Genomic DNA, 18,982 nt, shown 5'->3' on the forward strand with positions numbered 1-18,982 from the left:
TTCCCCCGCCGCCGGGCCAGGGCTGGCGCCGGTTTGTCACGCCCCCTCGGACGGATAGCGCAGGCCGATCTGGCGGCGGATCTCGTCCAGCGTCGCCATGATGGCCACCGATTGCCGCGGCGGCATGATCGTCGACACCCCGCCCGTGGCGATCAGCGCCTCGACCTCGGCCGCCTGGAACTGCATCCCGCGCCCGCCGACACTGCCGTCAAAGCTGTGGATCACCTGGTTGTCCGTGTCATAGACCCGGAAGGCGGTCGGCGCATACCAGGTCCGGTCGATCTCGATCCGGCCCTTGGTGCCGACGATGGCCGCCCGGTTCGGCCCGGCGCTGTCCGAGGACGACAGCGTCGTGGCCAGCGCGCCCGAGCCATAGCCAAACACCGTCGCCACCTGCCGATCCGCCCCCGTCGCATGAAAGCTGGCCTGCGCCGCGATGGTCTGCGGCGCCCCCAGGATGTCCCAGGCGAAAGAGATCGGATAGATGCCAAGGTCCAACAGCGCCCCGCCGCCCAGGTCCAGCGCGTTCAGCCTATGAGCCGGATCGTCGGGCAGCTTTTGCCGGTGATCGGCGGTCAAAGAGCGGACCTCGCCGATCATGCCCTGGGCAATGACCGCGCGCAGGGCGACCATATGGGGCAAAAATCGCGTCCACATCGCCTCCAGGAGGACAAGGCCCCGCGCCTCGGCCAGGGCGACGATCTCTTCGGCCTGGGCGGCGTTCAGGGTGAAGGCCTTTTCCACCAGCACATGTTTGCCCGCGTTCAAGGCCAGCTTTGCGGCCTCGGCGTGCTGGGGATGGGGGGTGGCCACATAGACCACATCGACCGCCGGATCAGCGACCAGATCAGCATAGCTGCCATGGGCGCGGGCGATGCCATGGGTGGCGGCGAACCGGTCGGCGCCCGCCTGCGTGCGCGAACCCACGGCCGCGACCCTGTGGCCGGCCAGGATCAGGTCTTTGGTGAACAGCTCGGCAATCCAGCCGGTTGCAAGGATGCCCCAGCCGATGGTCTTCTGCGCCTTGTCCGTCATGACGTCCCCCCCAGTGGGCCCCAATCGCCCCAAGTCCCGTCCAAAGCCTATCGGCCCGCGAGGTCGGGCGAAAGCCCCCTCCGCCCTGCGTCGCATCTGTCGGGAACGGTAGGCCCGGAGGGACTCGAACCCCCAACCAAGGCGTTATGAGCGCCCGGCTCTAACCATTGAGCTACAGGCCCACCGTAGCGTCTGCATAAGCAGGGTCAGGCAAAGCGTCAAGGTTGCGGGGCGCCCCCCTTTGCGCTAAGGGGGCGGCAAAGCGCAAAAGGGGATCCTCATGGCCGGACAAGCGGGGCATAATGGCGGCGGGCTGACCTACGCCGCCGCAGGTGTCGATATCGACGCGGGCAACGAACTGGTGGAACGCATCAAGCCCGCGGCCAAGCGGACCAACCGGACCGGCACCATGGGGGGCCTCGGCGGCTTTGGCGCGCTGTTTGACTTGAAGGCTGCGGGTTACAACGATCCGATCCTGGTGGCTGCGACCGACGGGGTGGGCACCAAGCTGCGCATCGCCATCGACACCGGGCTTTATGACACGATCGGCATCGACCTTGTCGCCATGTGCGTCAACGATCTGGTCTGCCAGGGTGCGGAACCCCTGCTTTTCCTGGACTATTTCGCCACCGGCAAGCTGGTGGTCGAGGATGCCACCCGCATCATCACCGGCATCGCCAAGGGCTGCGAGCTGTCGGGTTGCGCGCTTGTGGGCGGCGAGACGGCGGAAATGCCGGGCATGTATCACGGCGGTGACTTCGACCTTGCGGGCTTTGCGGTCGGCGCGATGGAGCGCGGGACCGAACTGCCGCGCGGGGTCGTGGCGGGGGATGTGATCCTGGGCCTTGCCTCGGATGGGGTCCATTCCAACGGCTATTCCTTTGTGCGCAAGGTGGTCGAACTGGCGGGGCTTGGCTGGCAAGATGCCTCGCCCTTCAGCGAAGGCACGGTCGGCCAGGCGCTGCTGACGCCGACGCGGCTTTATGTGAAACAGGCGCTGGCGGCGATCCGGGCGGGCGGCGTGCATGGGCTGGCCCATATCACCGGCGGCGGCATCACCGAAAACCCGCCGCGGCTGTGCCCCGAGGGTCTGGGCTGTGCCATCGACCTGTCGGCTTGGGAATTGCCGCCGGTCTTCCGTTGGCTGGCGACGACCGCCAACATGACACAGGCGGAATTGCTGAAAACCTTCAACTGCGGCATCGGCATGATGATCGTGGTGGCCCCCGACCAGGCCGAGGCCACCGCCGCGCTGTTGCGCGACATGGGCGAGACGGTCTGCACCCTGGGGACCATCGTCGAGGGCGAGGGCGTGCATTACACGGGCAAGCTGCTGTGATGCGGGTGGCGCTCCTGATCTCGGGGGGCGGGTCGAACATGAAGGCGCTGGTGGCGGATATGGCGGGGGATCACCCCTGCCGCCCCTGCCTTGTCGCCAGCAATGACCCTGCGGCGGGGGGGATCGCTTGGGCTGCAGGGCAGGGGATTGCGACCGCCGTGGTGGATCACCGCCCCTATGGACGCGACCGGGCCGGGTTTGAAACCGCGCTGCGCGACCGGATCGACGCCACGCAACCCGATCTGATCTGTCTGGCCGGCTTCATGCGCATCCTGACGCCGGATTTCATCCGGGCCTATGCGGGGCGGATGCTGAACATCCATCCCTCGCTTTTGCCGAAATATCCCGGGCTGCATACTCATGCCCGCGCGCTGCAGGCCGGCGACACCCAGGCCGGCTGCACGGTCCACGAGGTCACGGCTGACCTGGACGCGGGCCCGATCCTTGGCCAGGCGCGGGTGCCCGTGCTGCCGGGCGACACCGAAGAAACCCTGGCCGCCCGCATCCTGGTGCAGGAACACCGGCTTTACCCGGCCGTGCTGCGCCGCGTGGCCCAAGGCGACCGGGCGCGGCTGGACCTGGGCTAAACCCGGGGTCTACCCCGGGCTACACGGCGGGGGTCTTGGCGGAAAGGGCAGAGGGGGGCGCTGCCCCCCGCTTCGCCCCCCCGGGATATTTGTGAAAAGATGAAGGGGAGGGCGCGCCTGTCCTCCGCTTGTCTTTCATACTGACCCAAATATCCCCGCCGGAGGCGCAGCGTTCCGCGCAAAGCGATGGGGCGCCCAATCCGACGCCCCTTTCATAATTGCCCAAATACGCCCTTGCGCCCGAAGCCCCTGAGGACTCAGTCCGGCATCTTGGCGCGGAAACTTGCGATCTCTTCCATGACGAAATCGCGGAAGGCCGCGACGCGCTTGGAGTGGCGCAGTTCCTCGGGATAGGCCAGAAACACCGGCACGTCATTGCTTTCGAAATCCGGGAGCACGCGGACCAGATGCGGGCTGTCGGCCGCCACGTAATCAGGCAGCACCCCGATGCCAAGGTGGTTCAAAACCGCCTGCAGGACGCCGAAATAATTGTTCACCGTCAGCGTCGAGGGGATGTCGTGGCTCATCAATTCCGCCACCATCAGCGCGCCGGCCGCGACCTGCGCGGTCCCGGCGTTCTGGCAGATCAGCCGGTGGTTCGCCATGTCGTCCATGCTTTGCGGCGTGCCATGTTCCTCAAGATACTTCGGCGTCGCAAACAGCCGCATGCGGATGTTCATCAGCCTTTTGCGGATCAGGTCGGCCTGGGTCGGCTCTTTCATGCGGATCGCCACATCGGCCTCGCGCATCGGCAGGTCAAGCACGCGCTCTTCCAGCATCAGGTCGATCTTCAGCGCCGGGTATTTCTTGTAAAGGTTCGCCAGACGCGGGGCCAGCCACAGGGTCCCGAACCCGGTCGCCGTCGTCACCCGCAACTCACCGAAAACCTCGTCCTCCGAGTCGCGAATCCGCGCCGCGGCCGCCTCCAGCCTGCGCACCATCTGGCTGGTCGCATCAAACAGCAACTCGCCCTGTTCGGTCAGGATCAGCCCCCGCGCATGGCGATGAAAGAGCGTCACGGAAAGGCTTTCCTCCAGCGCACGAATTTGCCGGGACACCGCCGATTGCGACAGATGCAGAACCTCGCCCGCATGGGTCAGGCTGCCCTTGTCGGCCACCGCATGAAATATGCGCAGCTTGTCCCAGTCCATCATGGCGGCCTCCCGTGTCTTGCCCTTTGTGGCCCAAGGCCAGCACCCGTGTAAAGCGACAAGGCGCCGCAATTGGCAAATCACGTCCCCGACAGGCGCCTTTTACTTCCCGCGCGGGTTGATTACAGTGCAACCCAACAAAGGGGCATATCATGGCAGTTGGCATTTTCGATTCCGGTCTGGGCGGATTGACGGTTCTGGATGCCGTGGCGCGGCGTCTGCCTCAGGTGCCCTTTGTCTATTTCGGCGACAACAAACATGCCCCCTACGGCGTGCGCACGGCCGATGACATCTTTGACCTGACCTGCCAGGCGACCGAACGGCTTTGGGCCGAGGGCTGCGACCTGGTGATCCTGGCCTGCAACACCGCCTCTGCCGCCGCGCTCAAACGCATGCAGGACACCTGGATTCCGCCGGGCAAGCGCGTGCTGGGCGTCTTTGTCCCCCTGATCGAGGCCTTGACCGAACGACAATGGGGCGACAACTCTCCGCCGCGTGAGGTGGCCGTGAAACATGTCGCGCTCTTTGCCACCCCCGCCACCGTGGCAAGCCGCGCCTTTCAGCGCGAATTGGCCTTCCGTGCGATCGGGGTGGATGTCGAGGCGCAACCCTGCGCCGGTGTCGTCGATGCGATCGAACAGGGCGACGAGATCCTGGCCGAAGCCCTGGTGCGCAGCCATGTCGAGGCGCTGAAACGCCGGATGCCGCATCCCGAGGCCGCCGTGCTGGGCTGCACCCATTACCCGCTGATGGAAAAGGCCTTTCAGGATGCCTTGGGGGCGGGCGTCAAAGTCTATTCCCAGGCCAACCTGGTGGCCGAGAGCCTGACCGATTACCTGACCCGCCGCCCCGAGTTTCACGGGCCCGGCCAGGTGTCGAAATTCCTGACGACAGGCGATCCGTCCAACGTCTCTTCGAAGGCCACCCAGTTCCTGCGCCGCAAGATCAGCTTTCAGGCCGCCTGAGCCGCAGCGCCCCCGGTTGCCAAATTGCTGCAACTGCGGCATCCTGCCCCAAAGGAGCCGCCGATGACCGCCAGCAGCCTGGCCTTTGCCCTGACCCGTCGCGCGCTGATGGTGGCGCTGCCGGCCTCTTTCTTCCCCTTGCCTGGCCTGGGGAAAGAGGCCCGGCCGGCGCATTGGGCGGCCCCTTTGGCCTCGGCCTTGCCCAATCTGCACCGCGTGACGCCTTTGCTTTACCGCTCGGCCCAGCCGGACGGGGCGGGTTTTGAAGCTGCGGCCGAGTTGGGCATCCGCACCGTGATCAACCTGCGCCAGACCGTCCGGGACCAAAGCCTGACCGCCAATCCCGCCCTGACTCTGATCCGCGTGCCGATGAAGGCGCGGCATGTGGCGGAACGGGATGGGGCGCAGGTCGTGGCGGCGCTGCAAGTCCTGCGCCAGGCCAAGGGGCCGGTTCTGGTCCACTGCCACCATGGCGCCGACCGGACTGGGGTGATCTGCGCGCTGTACCGGATGCTGTATCAGGGCTGGTCGCGCGACGAGGCCATGGCAGAGCTGACGCTTGGCGGCTTTGGCTATCACCCGGTCTGGGCCAATATCCCGCGCTATCTGGCCGAGGTCGATATCGTGCGGCTGCGCGACAGGATCGAGGCATGACCCATACCGAATGGCAGGCCGCGCGTCTGGCTGCACTGACGGCCGAGGACGGCTGGCTGAACCTGACCGACCGGGTCGAGATCCCGCCCGGCCCGCAGCGCGTCGGGCGGGCTGCGGACAACGACCTGATCCTGTCCTGCGGCCCCGATCACCTGGGGGTGATTGCGGCGACCGCGGTGGATGCGGCGCTGGACGGGGTGGCCTTTGTCGCCGCGGGCGGAAATCCGATGCTGCGGGCGGGCGGTCTGCTCCTGGAGCTTCACAGCGTCGAGGGGCAAGCCGCGCTGCGCGTCCGCGATCCCGCCTTGCCGCGTCAGGTGAAGATCGCGTCCTATCCCTTTGATCCTGCTTGGGTTATCCAGGCAGAGTGGTTGACCCTGCCACCGCGTCCCCAGGCCGTCGAACAAAAGGGCGCGGGTCCGACCGAAGTGACCCTGACCCATGCCGCCCGCTTCACCCATGACGGGGTCCAGGTCACGCTTCTGGCCACGCATTGGAAGGCGGGCCAGCCGATGTTCGTGATCCGTGACGCGACCTCGGGCAAGGAAACCTACGCCGCCTCCCGCTTTCTGATCGCCGATGCGCCGGCGCCGGATGGGCCGCAGGTCATCACGCTGGACTTCAACCGCGCCCACAATCCGCCCTGCGCCTTTACCGATTTCGCCATCTGCCCCTTGCCGCCGCGCGAAAACCGCCTCCCCTTCGCCATCCGCGCCGGAGAGCTGAAGCCCCAAGCCTGACCCAAGTTCGGGGGGCGGCAAGCCCCCCGAGCCCCCCACCCGGTGAAGGCCAGGGCCTCCCCCGGACCCCCACCTTTCATACTGGCCCAAATACTCACGGGGTTTCCAAAGGGGGCCGTGGCCCCCTTTGGGCAGGGGTGCGGGGGCGGCAGCCCCCGCTTTGTCCGAAACCCCAAGAATAGGCTTGCATTGCAGGGCCTTCGGGGCCACATGAGAGCCCAAAGCGCAAAGGAGCCGACATGACCCATCGCATCGCCATCCTCGGCGCCTCGGGCTATACCGGGGCAGAGCTGGTCCGGCTGATCGCCACCCATCCCGACATGACGATCACCGCCCTGTCCGCCGACCGCAAAGCAGGGATGGCGATGGCCGAGGTCTTTCCCTTCCTGCGCCACCTTTCCTTGCCGCGGCTTTGCAAGATCGACGAGATCGACTTTTCCCAGGTCGACCTGTGCTTTTGCGCCCTGCCGCATGGCACGACCCAAGAGGTCATTTCGGCTCTGCCGCGCAACCTGAAGATCGTGGACCTTTCCGCCGACTTCCGGCTTCGGGACGCTGCGGCCTATGAGGCCTGGTATGGCGCGCCACACAAGGCGATGGATCTGCAGGCCGAGGCGGTTTACGGCCTGACCGAATTCTACCGCGACCAGATCGCCAAAGCGCGTCTGGTGGCGGGCACGGGCTGCAACGCGGCGACCGGGCAATTCGCGCTGCGGCCGCTGATTGCGGCGGGGGTGATCGACCTGGATGACATCCTGATCGACCTCAAGGCGGGCGTCTCGGGCGCGGGCCGCACGCCCAAGGAAAACCTGCTGCACGCAGAGCTTGCGGGCGGCACCCACACCTATTCCGCCGGCGGCAAGCACCGCCACCTGGGCGAGTTCGACCAAGAGTTCAGCTTGATCGCGGGCCGGCCCGTGCAGGTGCAATTCACCCCGCATCTTTTGCCGATGAACCGCGGCATCCTGGCGACGGTCTATGTCAGGGGGGACGCCAAGACCGTGTATCAAACGCTTGAAAAGGCTTACGCTTCTGAACCCTTCTTGCAGGTGCTGCCCTTTGGTCAACTGCCCTCGACCCGCGATATCGCAGGCTCGAACTATTGCCACCTGGGCGTGATCGGCGACCGCATCCCGGGGCGTGCGGTGGTGGTCTCGGTGCTGGACAACCTGAACAAAGGGTCGTCAGGCCAGGCCTTGCAGAACGCCAACCTGATGCTGGGCCTGCCCGAAACCACGGGCCTGACCCTCGCCCCGATTTTCCCGTGAGGCCCGATCTTCCCGTGAACGCGCATTACAGGAGCCCGAAATGGCAGGCATGAAGGGGCTGAAGAAGACCCGTCGCATCCAGATCATCTTGGTCACCCTGGGCGCGCTGATCCTCTCCACGGGGCTGATTGGCTATGCGATGAAAGACGGGATCAACCTCTTCCGCTCGCCTTCCCAGGTGCAAAGCGACCCGCCCGCGGAGGGCGAAATTTTCCGTTTAGGCGGTCTGGTTGAAGTCGGTTCGCTCGTTCGTGGTCAAGGTGACAAGATCACCTTCACGATTACGGACTCAAGCCAGACTGTTCCGGTCGTTTATCAGGGAGTTCTGCCTGATCTGTTCGCAGAAGGAGCGGGTGTTGTGGCACTCGGTCAAATGGAGGGCAATGTGTTCGTAGCCGCTCCAGATGGAATCCTCGCCAAACACGATGAGACCTACATGCCGAAGGAAGTTGTAGACGCACTGAAGGAACAGGGCGTCTACGTCGAACCCACGCAATAGCGCGCGCATCGGTTAACGCAAATTAACCCCTGACAGGCAGGCTCTTGGAAACCGAAAGGGGACCGAGATGCTGACCATTCAGGATATTGCCCAAGAGATCGTCGCCCGCGAAGGCGGCTATGTGAACGACCCCGACGACCCGGGCGGGGCGACCAAATATGGCGTGACCATCCATACAATGCGGGCCTTGGGGCGCGACCTCAACCACGATGGCCGCATCGACCCCGCCGATGTCCGCCTGTTGGACAAGGCCGAGGCGGTGGAGATTTTCCTCACCCGCTATTTCGACCGCCCGGGGCTGGGGACATTGCCGCCCGCGCTGCAACCCTCCGTCTTCGACATGTATGTGAACGCGGGCGTGATGGCGGTGAAGCTGTTGCAACGTGTCCTGAAGGCGCGCGGCCACCAGATCACGGATGACGGGCTTTTGGGCCCGCGCACGCTGGCCGCCACCCGGGCCGAGATGGCCAAGGGCGCCACCGCTTTCACCGATGCCTATGCGGTCGCCCGGCGCGACTTCTATTACGCGCTCGCCGATGCCCGCCCCGCCAGCCGCAAATACGCCCGTCGCAAAGACGGCGGCAAGGGCGGCTGGATCACCAGGGCAGAGGAGTTCATGTCTCCCGCCCTCCACCTTAGCCCCGACCAGCACCGCGCGCGCATCGCGCAATGGCATTGAAGGAGACCGAAATGGACCTGTCCACCCTCGCCACCAAGGCCGAAGGCCTGACGACAAAGGCCGAAGGCCTGGCCGCCAAGACCGCAAGCCTCGGCCAAAAGGCGCAAGACGTCGCCGCCACGATCGAGACGACGGCCGAGATGCTGTCGGCCCAGCTGGACGGCGCCATCTCCTCGGGCGCCTTGCCGCCCTTGCCCGAACCCAAGGTTGGCCCCAAGGCCAAGCCGGGCTATGACCACCTGATCGACGCGCTGAACCGCCTGCCGCGCCCGATGATCGCCCTGACCACCGTCGCGCTGTTCCTGGTGGCCGCGATCAATCCGACCTGGTTCGAGGCCCGGATGGAGGCACTTTCCGCCATCCCCGAGCCGCTGTGGTGGCTGGCCGGCGCGGTGATCACGTTGTTCTTCGGCTCACGAGAGGCGTTTTACCGCCGCCAGACCCCGCCGAAGTGAAGCCCCGGGGTATACCCCGGGCTAGGCTGCGCAAACAAAGCTCTCCCGCGCCAAACGCCCCGATCTCCCCCCGATCCCCCAAGGCGCGCCCCAACTCCGGCGCGCCTCTTTCCGTTCATCTTTTCATAAATATCCCACGGGAGGGTCCGGGAGGGTGTGAAACCCTCCCGGGGCTTGCCCCAAGAGATCGGGGAGGGTGTGAAACCCTCCCGGGGCTTGCCCCAAGAGATCGGGGAGGGTGTGAAACCCACCCGGGGCTTGCCACAACCACCACGGCGGAAGGCAAAACCCTGCCTGTCCTTGACCTCTTGCCCCGCCTCTGGCATCCCGGGGCCAAGAGAACAGGACTTGATCAAATGAACCTCTTTGCCGATCTCCGCGCCCTCGTCGTGGCTGAACTGACCGCGATGACCTCGGAAGGCGCTTTGCCCCCGGGCCTTGACTTTGCCAATGTGGCGGTCGAGCCGCCCCGTGATCCCGCCCATGGCGACATGGCGACCAATGCGGCCATGGTGCTGGCCAAGCCCGCAGGCCTTGCCCCCCGCGCCATCGCCGATGCGCTGGCCGCCCGCCTTGCCCGCGATCCGCGCATCAAGGAAGCCGCCGTCGCAGGCCCCGGTTTCCTGAACCTGCGGCTTTCGGACTTGGTGTGGCAAAAGATCATCCATGCCGCCCTGACCCAAGGCGCCGACTTCGGCCGCTCTTCGCTTGGCGCGGGTCGCAAAGTCAATGTCGAATTCGTTTCGGCCAACCCCACGGGGCCGATGCATGTGGGCCATGTCCGCGGCGCGGTGGTGGGCGATGCGCTGTCCAACCTTTTGGCCTTTTCGGGCCATATTGTGACCCGCGAATACTATATCAACGACGCCGGCGCCCAGGTCGATGTGCTGGCGCGGTCCGCCTATGAGCGTTACCGCGAGGCCAATGGCCTGTCGCCGGAAATCCGCGAGGGTCTTTACCCCGGCGATTACCTGATCCCGGTGGGCGAGGCCCTGAAGGCGCGCTTTGGCGACAGCCTGTTGAACCAGCCCGAAGAGGTCTGGCTCATGCAGATCCGCGAAATCGCGACCGAGCTGATGATGGCGGAAATCCGCGGCGACCTGGCGGCGCTTGGCGTGCGGATGGATGTCTATTCCAGTGAAAAGGCGCTTTACGGCACGGGGCAGATCGAAAGCGCAATCAACAGCTTGCGCGATGCAGGCCTGATCTATGAAGGCGTGCTGGAGCCGCCCAAGGGCAAGACCCCCGAGGATTGGGAGCCCCGCATCCAGACGCTTTTCCGGTCGACCGCGCATGGCGATGACGTCGACCGTCCGGTGATGAAATCGGATGGCTCCTGGACCTATTTCGCGCCCGATATCGCCTATCACTTCGACAAGGTGAACCGCGGCTTTGACGAGCTGATCGACATTTTCGGCGCCGACCATGCCGGTTATGTGAAGCGCATGAAGGCGGCTGTGTCGGCCCTGTCGGGGGGCCGCGTGCCCTTGGACATCAAGCTGATCCAGCTGGTGAAGCTGTATAAGAACGGCGAGCCCTTCAAGATGTCCAAGCGGGCAGGGACCTTTGTCACCCTGCGCGATGTGGTCGAACAGGCGGGCGCCGATGTCACCCGCTTCATGATGCTGACGCGCAAGAACGACGTGGCCTTGGATTTCGACTTTGCCAAGGTGCTGGAACAGTCCAAGGACAACCCGGTCTTTTACGTGCAATACGCCAATGCCCGCATCAACTCGGTCCTGCGCAAGGCGGCAGAGGCCGGGATCGACGTGTCCGACGCCACTTTGGCCGCGGCCGACCTGTCCATCCTGACCCATCCGGCCGAAATCGACATGGCGCAAGCCATCGCCGAATTCCCGCGTGAGATCGAGATTGCCGCAAGGGGCAACGAACCCCACCGCATCGCCTTTTACCTTTACGAGCTGGCCTCGGAGTTCCATGGCCTGTGGAACAAGGGCAATGACGAGACCACGCTTCGCTTCGTGCAGGACGACAAAGCCACAACCCAGGCGAAAATCGCACTCGCCCGCGCGACAGGCGTTGTGATTTCCAACGGTCTCGCTATCCTTGGCGTCAAACCGGTCGAGGAAATGCGGTAACAAGCCGCCCCGATTGGAAAAAGGCCCCCAGGCAAGGGGGAGAGCAGTCAGACAGGGGGCGGCGCGCATCGCCCCCGCGAGGTGAGGCATATGGCGGATTACGATTTCGACCAGTTCGAAGGCTATGACCAGGCGCAGGGCCCGGGGCTTGGCTTTGGCGTGCGGGCGCAGGCCTGGATGAACATCGCGGGGGCGGTGTCTTCGGTGGCGCTGATCCTGGGGCTTGGCATCTGGGGCTATCAACTGGCGGTGCGCGATGTGACAGGGGTTCCGGTCATGCGGGCCATGGCGGGCGCCATGCGGATATCGCCCGCCGATCCGGGCGGGCAACAGGCGCTGAACCAGGGGCTGACGGTCAATGCGGTCGCCGCCATGGGCTCGGCCCTGCCTGCGGCCGATCAGATCACCCTGGCCCCCACCGCCGCCGCGCTGTCGCCCGAAGATGCGCCCGTGGTTGCCGATGAGGTGCTGGCCGCCGATGCGGCCGCGCTGGTGCCTCCGGCGCTGATGCTGGCCGATCCCGAAGCCGCCCCCGCGACCGAGACCGCGATGATCGAAAGCGCGATGATCGAAAACGCCGTGGCCGAGGCCACCGAGGACTGGATGCGCCCTGATCAGACGGTGCTGGAAAACCCCAATGTGATCCGCGTGTCGCTGCGCCCGGCCTCGCGTCCGGCAGCGCTGGGGGGGGGCTTGCAATTGCGCGCCGTGCAGACGGTCGCCGGTGAGACCTCGACCCCGCCCGCCGATGTGCAGACCATCGACGCCGCCACGATCCCTTCGGGCACGCCCCTGGTTCAGTTCGGCGTCTTTGAAACCCCCGAGGCCGCGCGCGAACGTTACGGCGTGCTGATGGCCTCTTTCCCCGAGGTCATGGGCAGCCTGACCCCGATGATCGAGGCCGCGCAATCCGGGGGCCGCAACTTTTACCGTTTGCGCGCCGAGGGTTACGCCTCGCTGGATGAGGCGCGTGAGTTCTGCAAGGGCCTGCCGTCGAATGTCACCGACTGCATCCCGGTGGTGAAAAAGTGAGCCCGGGCAAGGGCGCCGCGATCTTTGGGTGTCAGGGGCTGACCCTTGGTGCCAATGAGGCGGCCTTCTTCCGCGACTATGATCCCTTTGGCTTTATCCTGTTCGCCCGCAATGTCGAAAGCCCCGACCAGCTGCGCCGTCTGACCGGGGCCCTGCGTGACGCCGTGGGCCGCGAAGCGCCGATCCTGGTGGACCAAGAGGGCGGCCGCGTCCAGCGCCTGCGCGCCCCCCATTGGCGCGAATGGACCCCGCCTTTGGATTTCGTGACCAAGGCGGGCGACCTTGCCGAACAGGCCTTGCGCCTGCGCTATGCGATCCTGGGCGCCGAACTGCTGGAGGTCGGCATCGACGCCGATTGCGCGCCGGTGGGCGATCTGATCACTGACCGCACCCATCCCTTTCTGCGCAACCGCTGCTATGGCTCGGACCCTGCCACTGTGGCGCGTCTGGGGCGTGCCGTGGCCGACGGGCTTTTGTCGGCGGGCGTCATGCCGGTGATGAAACACCTGCCGGGCCATGGCCGGTCAGAGGTTGACACCCATCACGACCTGCCCACCGTGACCGCCTCGCGGCCCGAGGTCATTGCCCATGATTTCGCCCCCTTCAAGGCCTGGGCCGATCTGCCCATGGCCATGACCGCGCATCTGGTCTTTACCGCCTGGGACGCGGACCGCCCGGCCACTCAATCCCCCGCGGTGATCCAGGCCATCCGCCATGACATCGGTTTCGACGGCCTTCTGATGACCGACGATCTGAACATGCAGGCGCTGAATGGCGACCTGGCCTCACGCACCCGGGCCAGCATGGATGCCGGCTGCGACATCGCGTTGCATTGCAAGGGCGACCTTGGGGAAATGCAGGCCGTCGCCGCCGAGGCCGGGCAGCTGACCCCTGCCGCTCGGCTGCGTGCGCAAAGGGTTCTGGCCCATCGTCCCAAGGCCACGGTTGACATCCGTCAGGCAGAGCGCGACCTTTGCGCGATCATGCCGGATGCGTTCCATGGCCCCAACTGACGACCTTTTCGCCGATCCGCCCGAAGAGGCTTTTCTCGTCGATGTCGAGGGCTTTGAGGGCCCCTTGGACCTTCTGCTGACGCTGTCGCGCAGCCAGAAGGTCGATCTGCGCCGGGTCTCGGTCCTGGGGTTGGCCGAACAATACCTGGCCTTTGTCGAAAAGGCCCGGGCTTTGCGCATCGAATTGGCGGCCGATTACCTGGTCATGGCGGCCTGGCTTGCCTATCTGAAATCGCGGCTTCTTTTGCCGCCTGACCCGACCGAGGAAGGCCCAAGCGCCGAGGACCTCGCCCTTCACCTCGCCTTTCAGTTGGAACGCCTGCAAGCCATGCGCGAGGCCGCAGCAAGGCTGATGGCGCGCGACCAGAAGGGCCGCGACTTCTTTCCCCGCGGCGCGCCCGAAGCCCTGGCCCATCTGCGCACCGTGAAATGGGAGGCCTCGCTTCTGGACCTGATGCGCGCCTATGCCCGCATCCGCACCAAGGACGAATTCCGCCCCTATGCCTTTGATCGCCATAACGTCTACACGATGGAACAGGCGCTGGACCGGATGCGCGGGCTGATTGGGTATATGGGGGCCTGGGCCGACCTGACCTCTTTCCTGCCCGAGGGTTGGGGCGAGGACCCCTCGCGCCGCCGTTCTGCCATGGCCGCCCATTTCGCGGCGATATTGGAGATGGCCAAGCGCGGTCAGGTTGACCTGCGCCAGGGCGACATCTTTGCGCCCATCTATTTGAAGCGGAAAGCCGAATGAAGGAGCCCTCAAAAGAGCCCATCGAGAAAAGCCTGTTCGAGGCCCCGCCCATCGCCGAACAGGAACGCATGATCGAGGCGATCCTCTTTGCCGTGGCGGAACCCCTGACCATGGCGGAACTCTCGGCAAGGTTGCCCGAGGGCTGCGATGCGCCCGAGGCGATGGCCTATCTGCGCAAACGTTATGAGGGGCGCGGGGTGCAGGTGGTGCGGGTGGGCGACGCTTACGCCTTTCGCACCGCGCCCGACCTGGGCCATCTGATGCGCAAAGAGACGGTCGAGCCGCGCAAACTCTCGCGCGCGGCGATCGAGACGCTGGCCATCGTCGCCTATCACCAGCCGGTGACGCGGGCGGAAATCGAGGAGATCCGCGGCGTCGCCGTCAGCCGCGGCACGGTGGACTTGCTGTTGGAGCTGGACTGGATCAGGCTGGGTCGTCGCCGGATGACCCCGGGGCGGCCCGTGACCTTCGTGGTGACGGAAGCCTTTTTGGACCATTTCGGCCTGGAATCCGCCCGCGATCTGCCCGGCGTCAAAGAGCTGCGCGCGGCGGGTCTTCTGGACAGCCGCCCCTTGCCTGGCGCAAATGCGACCCCAGATGAAGACGACGAAGAAACCCCCGGCCAAACCGAACTTTTCGAGGACTAAGATGGACGCCATCATCCGCATGATCTTTAACCGCCTTTTGGGGCATCTGATGAACCGGGGCATCGACCATATGGCCCGCGGCGGGCGTGATCCCGCCACCATGTCTCCCGAAGAGCGCCGCAGCTACCGCGAGGCCAAGCAGAACGGCCGCAAGGCGCGGCAGATGACCTCGATTGCGCGACGGTTCCTGAAATGACCAAGGGGCACCGTTTCGCCGACATGCTGCATCACCGCGGGCATCGGCTGGGGCAGGGCGACCCGGTCTCGCCGCCCTTGGTGTCGGCCACGACCTATCACCTGGCGGGGCTGGAGGGCGCGGCCTTCAAATATGGTCGGATGTCGATGCCGACCTGGGAAGAGGTCGAAGAGCAGCTGGCGATCCTGGAAGGCGCTTCGGTCGTGGGCTTCCCCTCGGGGATGGCGGCGATTTCGGCGGCGCTGTTCGCCTGTCTGAAGGCGGGGGATGTGGTGATCCTGCCCGAGGATGGCTATTACACGACGCGGCTTTTGGCAGATCGGTTTCTGGCGGGGTTTGGTGTGACGGCGCGCTATGTGGCGACCGAGCAGATGGAGGTGGCGGATTTCACCGGGGCCGCGGTGGTGTTCCTGGAGACGCCGTCGAACCCGGGGCTGGATGTCGCCGATATCGCGGTGGTGGCACGGCGGGCCCATGCGGCGGGGGCGAAGCTGATCGTGGACAACACGACGATGACGGCCCTGTTGCAGCGGCCGCTGGACCTTGGGGCGGACCTGGTGGTCGCGGCCGATACCAAGGCGCCAGGCGGCCATTCGGATGTGCTGTATGGCCATGTGGCGGGGCGCGATGCGGCGGTGATGGCCCGCGTGGCGGAGTGGCGCAAGCTGGCGGGCGTGGTGCCGGGCGCCTTCGAGGCCTGGCTCTTGCACCGCGGGCTGGAGACGCTGGAAGTGCGCCTGTCGCGGATGTGTGCCAGCGCCATGGTGGTGGCCGAAAGGCTGGCAGCCCATCCGAGGGTCAAGGCCTTGCGCTATCCGGGATTGCCCGCGGATGCCTCCTACAAGGTCGCCAAGGCCCAGATGTCCGATTTCGGCTTTCTGATCAGCTTCGAGCTGGAGGGGGAGGCCGAGGCCGAAGCCTTCCTGGATCGGTGCCGCTATTTGACGCAGACGACCTCTTTCGGCGGCACCCATTCGGCGGGTGAGCGTCGGGCGCGCTGGGGCGACGCCGTGGCGCCGGGCTTCATCCGCCTGTCGGTGGGGATCGAGCCGGTGGAGTCGCTGTGGCAGGCTTTGTCCGAGGCGCTTGAGGCTTGATCCAGTCGCCGCGCTGCCTGTTCTGAAGTCTGGGGGTCCAATCGGTTTCGGATGACCAAAGGTCATCCGAAACCGATTGGACGGGGCCGATGACCTTTGGTCATCGGCCCCGTGGCGCCCCGCGCGGGGTCCCATGGAAAAGCCCGTATGCGTTGCATACGGGCTTTTCCATGGGAGGGGGCCGCTCTGCAGGCAGAGCGGCCTTGCTGTGGACCGGTCCGGTGGGGCGGGGTCCGCGAGGACTTGGATTTTCAAAGAAAATCCAAGTCCTCGCGGAGGGGGCGCCGAGGTCCTGCGGACCTCGGCGCCCGGCGCCTCATTTGGGTTGCATCGCTTGGGGCAAGGGGGCAGCCAAGAAGCAGCGGCGGAAGGAAAGTCCTTGGCCCCGACAGCTGCCCTCAGGTCTCGGCCTTCTCCAGCTTTTCGGTGGCGGCAAGCCACAGCTCTTCGGCGCGGTCCAAGGCGCCCATGACTTCGGCATATTTCCCGTTCCAGACCGCCAGATCGCCCTTGCGGGTGTCTTCATACAACTCGGGATTGGCCAGTTTCGTCGCCAGCTTGTCGCGCATGTCGTTCAGTTTCGCCAACCGCTCTTCGGCCTTGCGGACCTCGGAGCGGAGCGCCAGGACCTCTTCGCGGCTGGCCTTTTTCGGCTTTTCCTTCTCGGGCTTGGCCGGCTTGTCCGACCCATCGCCGGCCAGAAGTTCCGCCCGATAGGCGTCCAAGTCCGCGCCATAGGGCGCCACCGCGCCATCCTTGACCAGCCACAGGCGATCCGCCACCAGGCTCAGCAAATGCATATCATGGCTGACCAGCACCACGGCGCCCTTATAGGCGGTCAGGGCCTCCACCAGGCCTTCGCGGCTTTCGATGTCCAGGTGGTTGGTCGGTTCGTCCAGAATGAGCAGGTGGGGTGCGTCAATCGTGGCCAGCAGCAGCGACAACCGCGCCTTTTGCCCGCCCGACAGCCTGCCCACCACCGTCTCGGCCTGTTCCGCCATCAGGCCAAAGCCCGCCAGCCTTGCCCGCAGCCGCGGCGGCGCCTCGGCCGGGCGGAGCGCCTGGACATGCTGCAAAGGCGTCTCGTCCAGGTGCAATTCATCGACCTGGTGCTGGGCGAAATAGCCGATCCGCAGTTTCGACGACCGCGTCATCTTGCCCTCGGAGGCCTGCAGCTTGCCCGCCAAGAGCTTGGACAGCGTCGATTTCCCCTGACCGTTCCGCCCCAGCAAAGCAATCCTGTCATCCTGGTCGATGCGCAACGACAGGCGCTTCAGGATCGGCGGGCCGCCATAGCCCACCGAGGCGCCATCCAGGTTGATGATCGGCGGCGCCAGTTCCTCGGGCTCGGGGAAGGAGAAAACCACCTGCTTCGCCTCTTCGGGCGGGGTGATCAGGGTCATCTTCTCCAGCATCTTGACCCGGCTTTGCGCCTGGGCGGCCTTGGACGCCTTGGCCTTGAAGCGGTCGACAAAGGCCTGCAGGTGGTCGCGCCTGGCCTCTTGCTTGCGCGCCTCGGCCATCAACCCGGCGCGGCGCTCGGCCACTTGGCGGGCGAATTGGTCATAGCCGCCGGCCCACAGCGTCAGCTTCTTGCTGTCCAGATGCAGGATCGAGGTCACGGCGCGGTTCAACAGCCCGCGGTCGTGGGAGATGATCAGCACGGTATGGGGGTATTTCTGAAGATAACTCTCCAGCCAAAGCGCGCCTTCAAGGTCGAGGTAGTTGGTCGGTTCGTCCAGAAGCAGGTAATCGGGCTGGGCAAACAGCACGCCGGCCAAAGCCACCCGCATCCGCCAGCCGCCCGAGAAATCCGAACAGGGCCGTTGCTGCGCTGCGTTGTCAAAGCCCAAGCCACGCAGGATCGAGGCCGCGCGCCCCTCGGCACTCCAGGCGTCGATGTCCGACAGTCGCGCCTGAATGTCGGCGATGCGGCCCGGGTCGGTGGCGTGTTCCGCCTCGTCCAGCAGACTTGCGCGCTCGGTGTCGGCGGCCAGAACCGTGTCGATCAGCGAGGTGGAGGACGAGGGCACTTCCTGCGCCACCCCCCCGATCCGGGCGCGCTGCGGGATGGTGATCGCCCCGCCCTCCAACGCCAGGTCGCCCCGGATCAGCCGGAAGAGCGTGGTTTTCCCCGCCCCGTTGCGCCCGACGATGCCAACCTTGTGGCCGGTGGGAATGGTGGCGGTCGCGCCCTCGAACAGGGGGCGGCCTTCGACGGAATAGTTGAGGTCATCAATTTTCAGCATGGGCTGTCGCTTGCCCCATGGGCGCGCGCGGGTCAAGGCCCGATCAAGCACAGTTGAGGCTTTGCGCCGCTTGCCCGGCGTCGCCCCCAATCGGGGGGATTGCCATCCCCCCCCCAGTCCCCAATCGGGGGGATTGCCATCCCCCCGACCCCCCCAGCCCGGAGAGGGGCTCGCCCCTCCCCGGACCCCACCGGGAGTATTTGGGTCAATGTGAAAGCACGGGTGCGGGGTGCGGTTGCTGCGTGGTGTCACGGTCTCGGCCTTGGTGGTGGCAGGTTCTTGGCTTTGACCGCAACTCACCCCACCCTCAACCTTAGTCACGGTGTTGCTCTTGGCCTTGGCCTAAGCCCAAGTCCATGGCTCCGCCCTGGCCGGACTTGCCGCAGCGTAAAAGCTGCAAAGGTCGCCTCGTCTTGCAAACCCCACCGCCTAAACCCCACCGCCTACACTGCACCGTCCAAACCCCGCCAGTCAGGCCCGCTTCCCCAGCGCGCCCATCCCAAACCCTCGCCCCCCCAACCGT

The 18,982-nt window shown here is 65.7% G+C and carries 19 protein-coding genes and 1 tRNA gene; 16 read left to right on the plus strand and 4 right to left on the minus strand.

The genetic code is table 11. The features are described 5' to 3' along the window. Window positions 1–36: 36 nt before the first annotated feature. Together NX862_RS04155 and NX862_RS04160 are read right to left on the minus strand one after the other, a co-directional pair. Entirely contained in the window at window positions 37–1,035 is a 999-nt protein-coding gene (locus NX862_RS04155; protein WP_264492604.1) for a Gfo/Idh/MocA family protein, read from the minus strand. A gap of 109 nt (window positions 1,036–1,144) precedes the next feature. Next, window positions 1,145–1,217 (minus strand) — tRNA-Ile (locus NX862_RS04160). A 98-nt stretch (window positions 1,218–1,315) separates the two neighbouring features. On the opposite strand from NX862_RS04160, the gene purM reads away from it, so the two are divergent. Both purM and purN read left to right on the plus strand, forming a co-directional pair. After that, window positions 1,316–2,374 carry a phosphoribosylformylglycinamidine cyclo-ligase gene (gene purM / locus NX862_RS04165; protein WP_264492605.1) on the plus strand — a complete coding sequence of 353 codons (1,059 nt, stop codon included), beginning with the start codon at window positions 1,316–1,318 and terminating at the stop codon, window positions 2,372–2,374. Then, on the plus strand, window positions 2,374–2,961 hold the full coding sequence (gene purN, locus NX862_RS04170; protein ID WP_264492606.1) for a phosphoribosylglycinamide formyltransferase: 588 nt from the start codon (window positions 2,374–2,376) through the stop codon (window positions 2,959–2,961). Before purM ends, purN begins: the two co-directional genes overlap by 1 nt. 257 nt (window positions 2,962–3,218) lie before the next feature. Here purN and NX862_RS04175 read toward each other — a convergent pair whose 3' ends face one another. Then, complete coding sequence (locus tag NX862_RS04175; RefSeq protein WP_264492726.1) at window positions 3,219–4,112, minus strand: LysR family transcriptional regulator; 894 nt, start codon at window positions 4,110–4,112, stop codon at window positions 3,219–3,221. A 152-nt stretch (window positions 4,113–4,264) separates the two neighbouring features. Here NX862_RS04175 and NX862_RS04180 point away from each other — a divergent pair, with 152 nt between their 5' ends. The 14 genes from NX862_RS04180 to NX862_RS04245 all read left to right on the plus strand — a co-directional run bounded on the left by NX862_RS04180 (window position 4,265) and on the right by NX862_RS04245 (window position 16,210). Further along, window positions 4,265–5,077 carry a glutamate racemase gene (locus NX862_RS04180; protein WP_264492607.1) on the plus strand — a complete coding sequence of 271 codons (813 nt, stop codon included), beginning with the start codon at window positions 4,265–4,267 and terminating at the stop codon, window positions 5,075–5,077. Between the two features lie 63 nt (window positions 5,078–5,140). Next, window positions 5,141–5,731, plus strand: a complete 591-nt coding sequence (locus tag NX862_RS04185; protein ID WP_264492608.1) for a dual specificity protein phosphatase family protein — start codon at window positions 5,141–5,143, stop codon at window positions 5,729–5,731. After that, window positions 5,728–6,471, plus strand: coding sequence for a DUF1684 domain-containing protein (locus tag NX862_RS04190; RefSeq protein ID WP_264492609.1), 744 nt, complete (start codon window positions 5,728–5,730; stop codon window positions 6,469–6,471). The genes NX862_RS04185 and NX862_RS04190 overlap by 4 nt, the downstream gene beginning before the upstream one ends. 239 nt (window positions 6,472–6,710) lie before the next feature. Next, entirely contained in the window at window positions 6,711–7,739 is a 1,029-nt protein-coding gene (gene argC / locus NX862_RS04195; RefSeq protein ID WP_264492610.1) for an N-acetyl-gamma-glutamyl-phosphate reductase, read from the plus strand. A gap of 49 nt (window positions 7,740–7,788) precedes the next feature. Further along, entirely contained in the window at window positions 7,789–8,238 is a 450-nt protein-coding gene (gene ccmE, locus NX862_RS04200) for a cytochrome c maturation protein CcmE (protein WP_264492727.1), read from the plus strand. Between the two features lie 67 nt (window positions 8,239–8,305). Further along, window positions 8,306–8,917 (plus strand): holin-associated N-acetylmuramidase, encoded by a 612-nt coding sequence (locus tag NX862_RS04205; protein ID WP_264492611.1) that lies wholly within the window; start codon window positions 8,306–8,308, stop codon window positions 8,915–8,917. 11 nt (window positions 8,918–8,928) lie between these two features. Then, the gene (locus tag NX862_RS04210) at window positions 8,929–9,372 is read left to right on the plus strand and encodes a 3TM-type holin (protein WP_264492612.1); all 444 of its coding nucleotides are present in this window, start codon (window positions 8,929–8,931) and stop codon (window positions 9,370–9,372) included. Window positions 9,373–9,728: 356 nt separating this feature from the next. Beyond that, the gene (argS, locus tag NX862_RS04215; RefSeq protein ID WP_264492613.1) at window positions 9,729–11,471 is read left to right on the plus strand and encodes an arginine--tRNA ligase; all 1,743 of its coding nucleotides are present in this window, start codon (window positions 9,729–9,731) and stop codon (window positions 11,469–11,471) included. A gap of 90 nt (window positions 11,472–11,561) precedes the next feature. After that, window positions 11,562–12,503: an SPOR domain-containing protein gene (locus NX862_RS04220; RefSeq protein WP_264492614.1), complete on the plus strand. Its 942-nt coding sequence runs from the start codon at window positions 11,562–11,564 to the stop codon at window positions 12,501–12,503. Next, window positions 12,500–13,516 (plus strand): glycoside hydrolase family 3 N-terminal domain-containing protein, encoded by a 1,017-nt coding sequence (locus NX862_RS04225; RefSeq protein ID WP_264492615.1) that lies wholly within the window; start codon window positions 12,500–12,502, stop codon window positions 13,514–13,516. The genes NX862_RS04220 and NX862_RS04225 overlap by 4 nt, the downstream gene beginning before the upstream one ends. After that, window positions 13,503–14,270, plus strand: a complete 768-nt coding sequence (locus NX862_RS04230; protein ID WP_264492616.1) for a segregation and condensation protein A — start codon at window positions 13,503–13,505, stop codon at window positions 14,268–14,270. Before NX862_RS04225 ends, NX862_RS04230 begins: the two co-directional genes overlap by 14 nt. Then, window positions 14,267–14,917, plus strand: coding sequence for an SMC-Scp complex subunit ScpB (gene scpB / locus NX862_RS04235; protein WP_264492617.1), 651 nt, complete (start codon window positions 14,267–14,269; stop codon window positions 14,915–14,917). The genes NX862_RS04230 and scpB overlap by 4 nt, the downstream gene beginning before the upstream one ends. Before the next feature lies 1 nt (window position 14,918). Continuing rightward, window positions 14,919–15,113, plus strand: coding sequence for a hypothetical protein (locus NX862_RS04240; protein WP_264492618.1), 195 nt, complete (start codon window positions 14,919–14,921; stop codon window positions 15,111–15,113). Continuing rightward, window positions 15,110–16,210, plus strand: a complete 1,101-nt coding sequence (locus NX862_RS04245; protein WP_264492619.1) for a cystathionine gamma-lyase — start codon at window positions 15,110–15,112, stop codon at window positions 16,208–16,210. Before NX862_RS04240 ends, NX862_RS04245 begins: the two co-directional genes overlap by 4 nt. A gap of 398 nt (window positions 16,211–16,608) precedes the next feature. Here NX862_RS04245 and NX862_RS04250 read toward each other — a convergent pair whose 3' ends face one another. Then, a complete protein-coding gene (locus NX862_RS04250) occupies window positions 16,609–18,459 on the minus strand; it encodes an ABC-F family ATP-binding cassette domain-containing protein (protein WP_264492620.1) in 1,851 nt (616 codons plus the stop codon). Between the last annotated feature and the right edge of the window lie 523 nt (window positions 18,460–18,982).

Origin of the sequence: Stagnihabitans lacustris, from assembly GCF_025950525.1 — a bacterium.
GTDB lineage: Bacteria > Pseudomonadota > Alphaproteobacteria > Rhodobacterales > Rhodobacteraceae > Stagnihabitans.

Bases quoted from the DNA above. Each gene is read 5' to 3' on its own strand.
- scpB (WP_264492617.1), top strand. From the start codon at position 14,267: ATGAAGGAGCCCTCAAAAGAGCCCATCGAGAAAAGCCTGTTCGAGGCC.
- argS (WP_264492613.1), top strand. From the start codon at position 9,729: ATGAACCTCTTTGCCGATCTCCGCGCCCTCGTCGTGGCTGAACTGACC.
- NX862_RS04180 (WP_264492607.1), top strand. From the start codon at position 4,265: ATGGCAGTTGGCATTTTCGATTCCGGTCTGGGCGGATTGACGGTTCTG.
- NX862_RS04250 (WP_264492620.1), bottom strand. From the start codon at position 18,459: ATGCTGAAAATTGATGACCTCAACTATTCCGTCGAAGGCCGCCCCCTG.
- NX862_RS04220 (WP_264492614.1), top strand. From the start codon at position 11,562: ATGGCGGATTACGATTTCGACCAGTTCGAAGGCTATGACCAGGCGCAG.
- NX862_RS04205 (WP_264492611.1), top strand. From the start codon at position 8,306: ATGCTGACCATTCAGGATATTGCCCAAGAGATCGTCGCCCGCGAAGGC.
- purN (WP_264492606.1), top strand. From the start codon at position 2,374: ATGCGGGTGGCGCTCCTGATCTCGGGGGGCGGGTCGAACATGAAGGCG.
- NX862_RS04185 (WP_264492608.1), top strand. From the start codon at position 5,141: ATGACCGCCAGCAGCCTGGCCTTTGCCCTGACCCGTCGCGCGCTGATG.
- NX862_RS04210 (WP_264492612.1), top strand. From the start codon at position 8,929: ATGGACCTGTCCACCCTCGCCACCAAGGCCGAAGGCCTGACGACAAAG.
- NX862_RS04190 (WP_264492609.1), top strand. From the start codon at position 5,728: ATGACCCATACCGAATGGCAGGCCGCGCGTCTGGCTGCACTGACGGCC.
- purM (WP_264492605.1), top strand. From the start codon at position 1,316: ATGGCCGGACAAGCGGGGCATAATGGCGGCGGGCTGACCTACGCCGCC.
- NX862_RS04230 (WP_264492616.1), top strand. From the start codon at position 13,503: ATGGCCCCAACTGACGACCTTTTCGCCGATCCGCCCGAAGAGGCTTTT.
- ccmE (WP_264492727.1), top strand. From the start codon at position 7,789: ATGAAGGGGCTGAAGAAGACCCGTCGCATCCAGATCATCTTGGTCACC.
- NX862_RS04155 (WP_264492604.1), bottom strand. From the start codon at position 1,035: ATGACGGACAAGGCGCAGAAGACCATCGGCTGGGGCATCCTTGCAACC.
- NX862_RS04245 (WP_264492619.1), top strand. From the start codon at position 15,110: ATGACCAAGGGGCACCGTTTCGCCGACATGCTGCATCACCGCGGGCAT.
- argC (WP_264492610.1), top strand. From the start codon at position 6,711: ATGACCCATCGCATCGCCATCCTCGGCGCCTCGGGCTATACCGGGGCA.
- NX862_RS04175 (WP_264492726.1), bottom strand. From the start codon at position 4,112: ATGGACTGGGACAAGCTGCGCATATTTCATGCGGTGGCCGACAAGGGC.
- NX862_RS04240 (WP_264492618.1), top strand. From the start codon at position 14,919: ATGGACGCCATCATCCGCATGATCTTTAACCGCCTTTTGGGGCATCTG.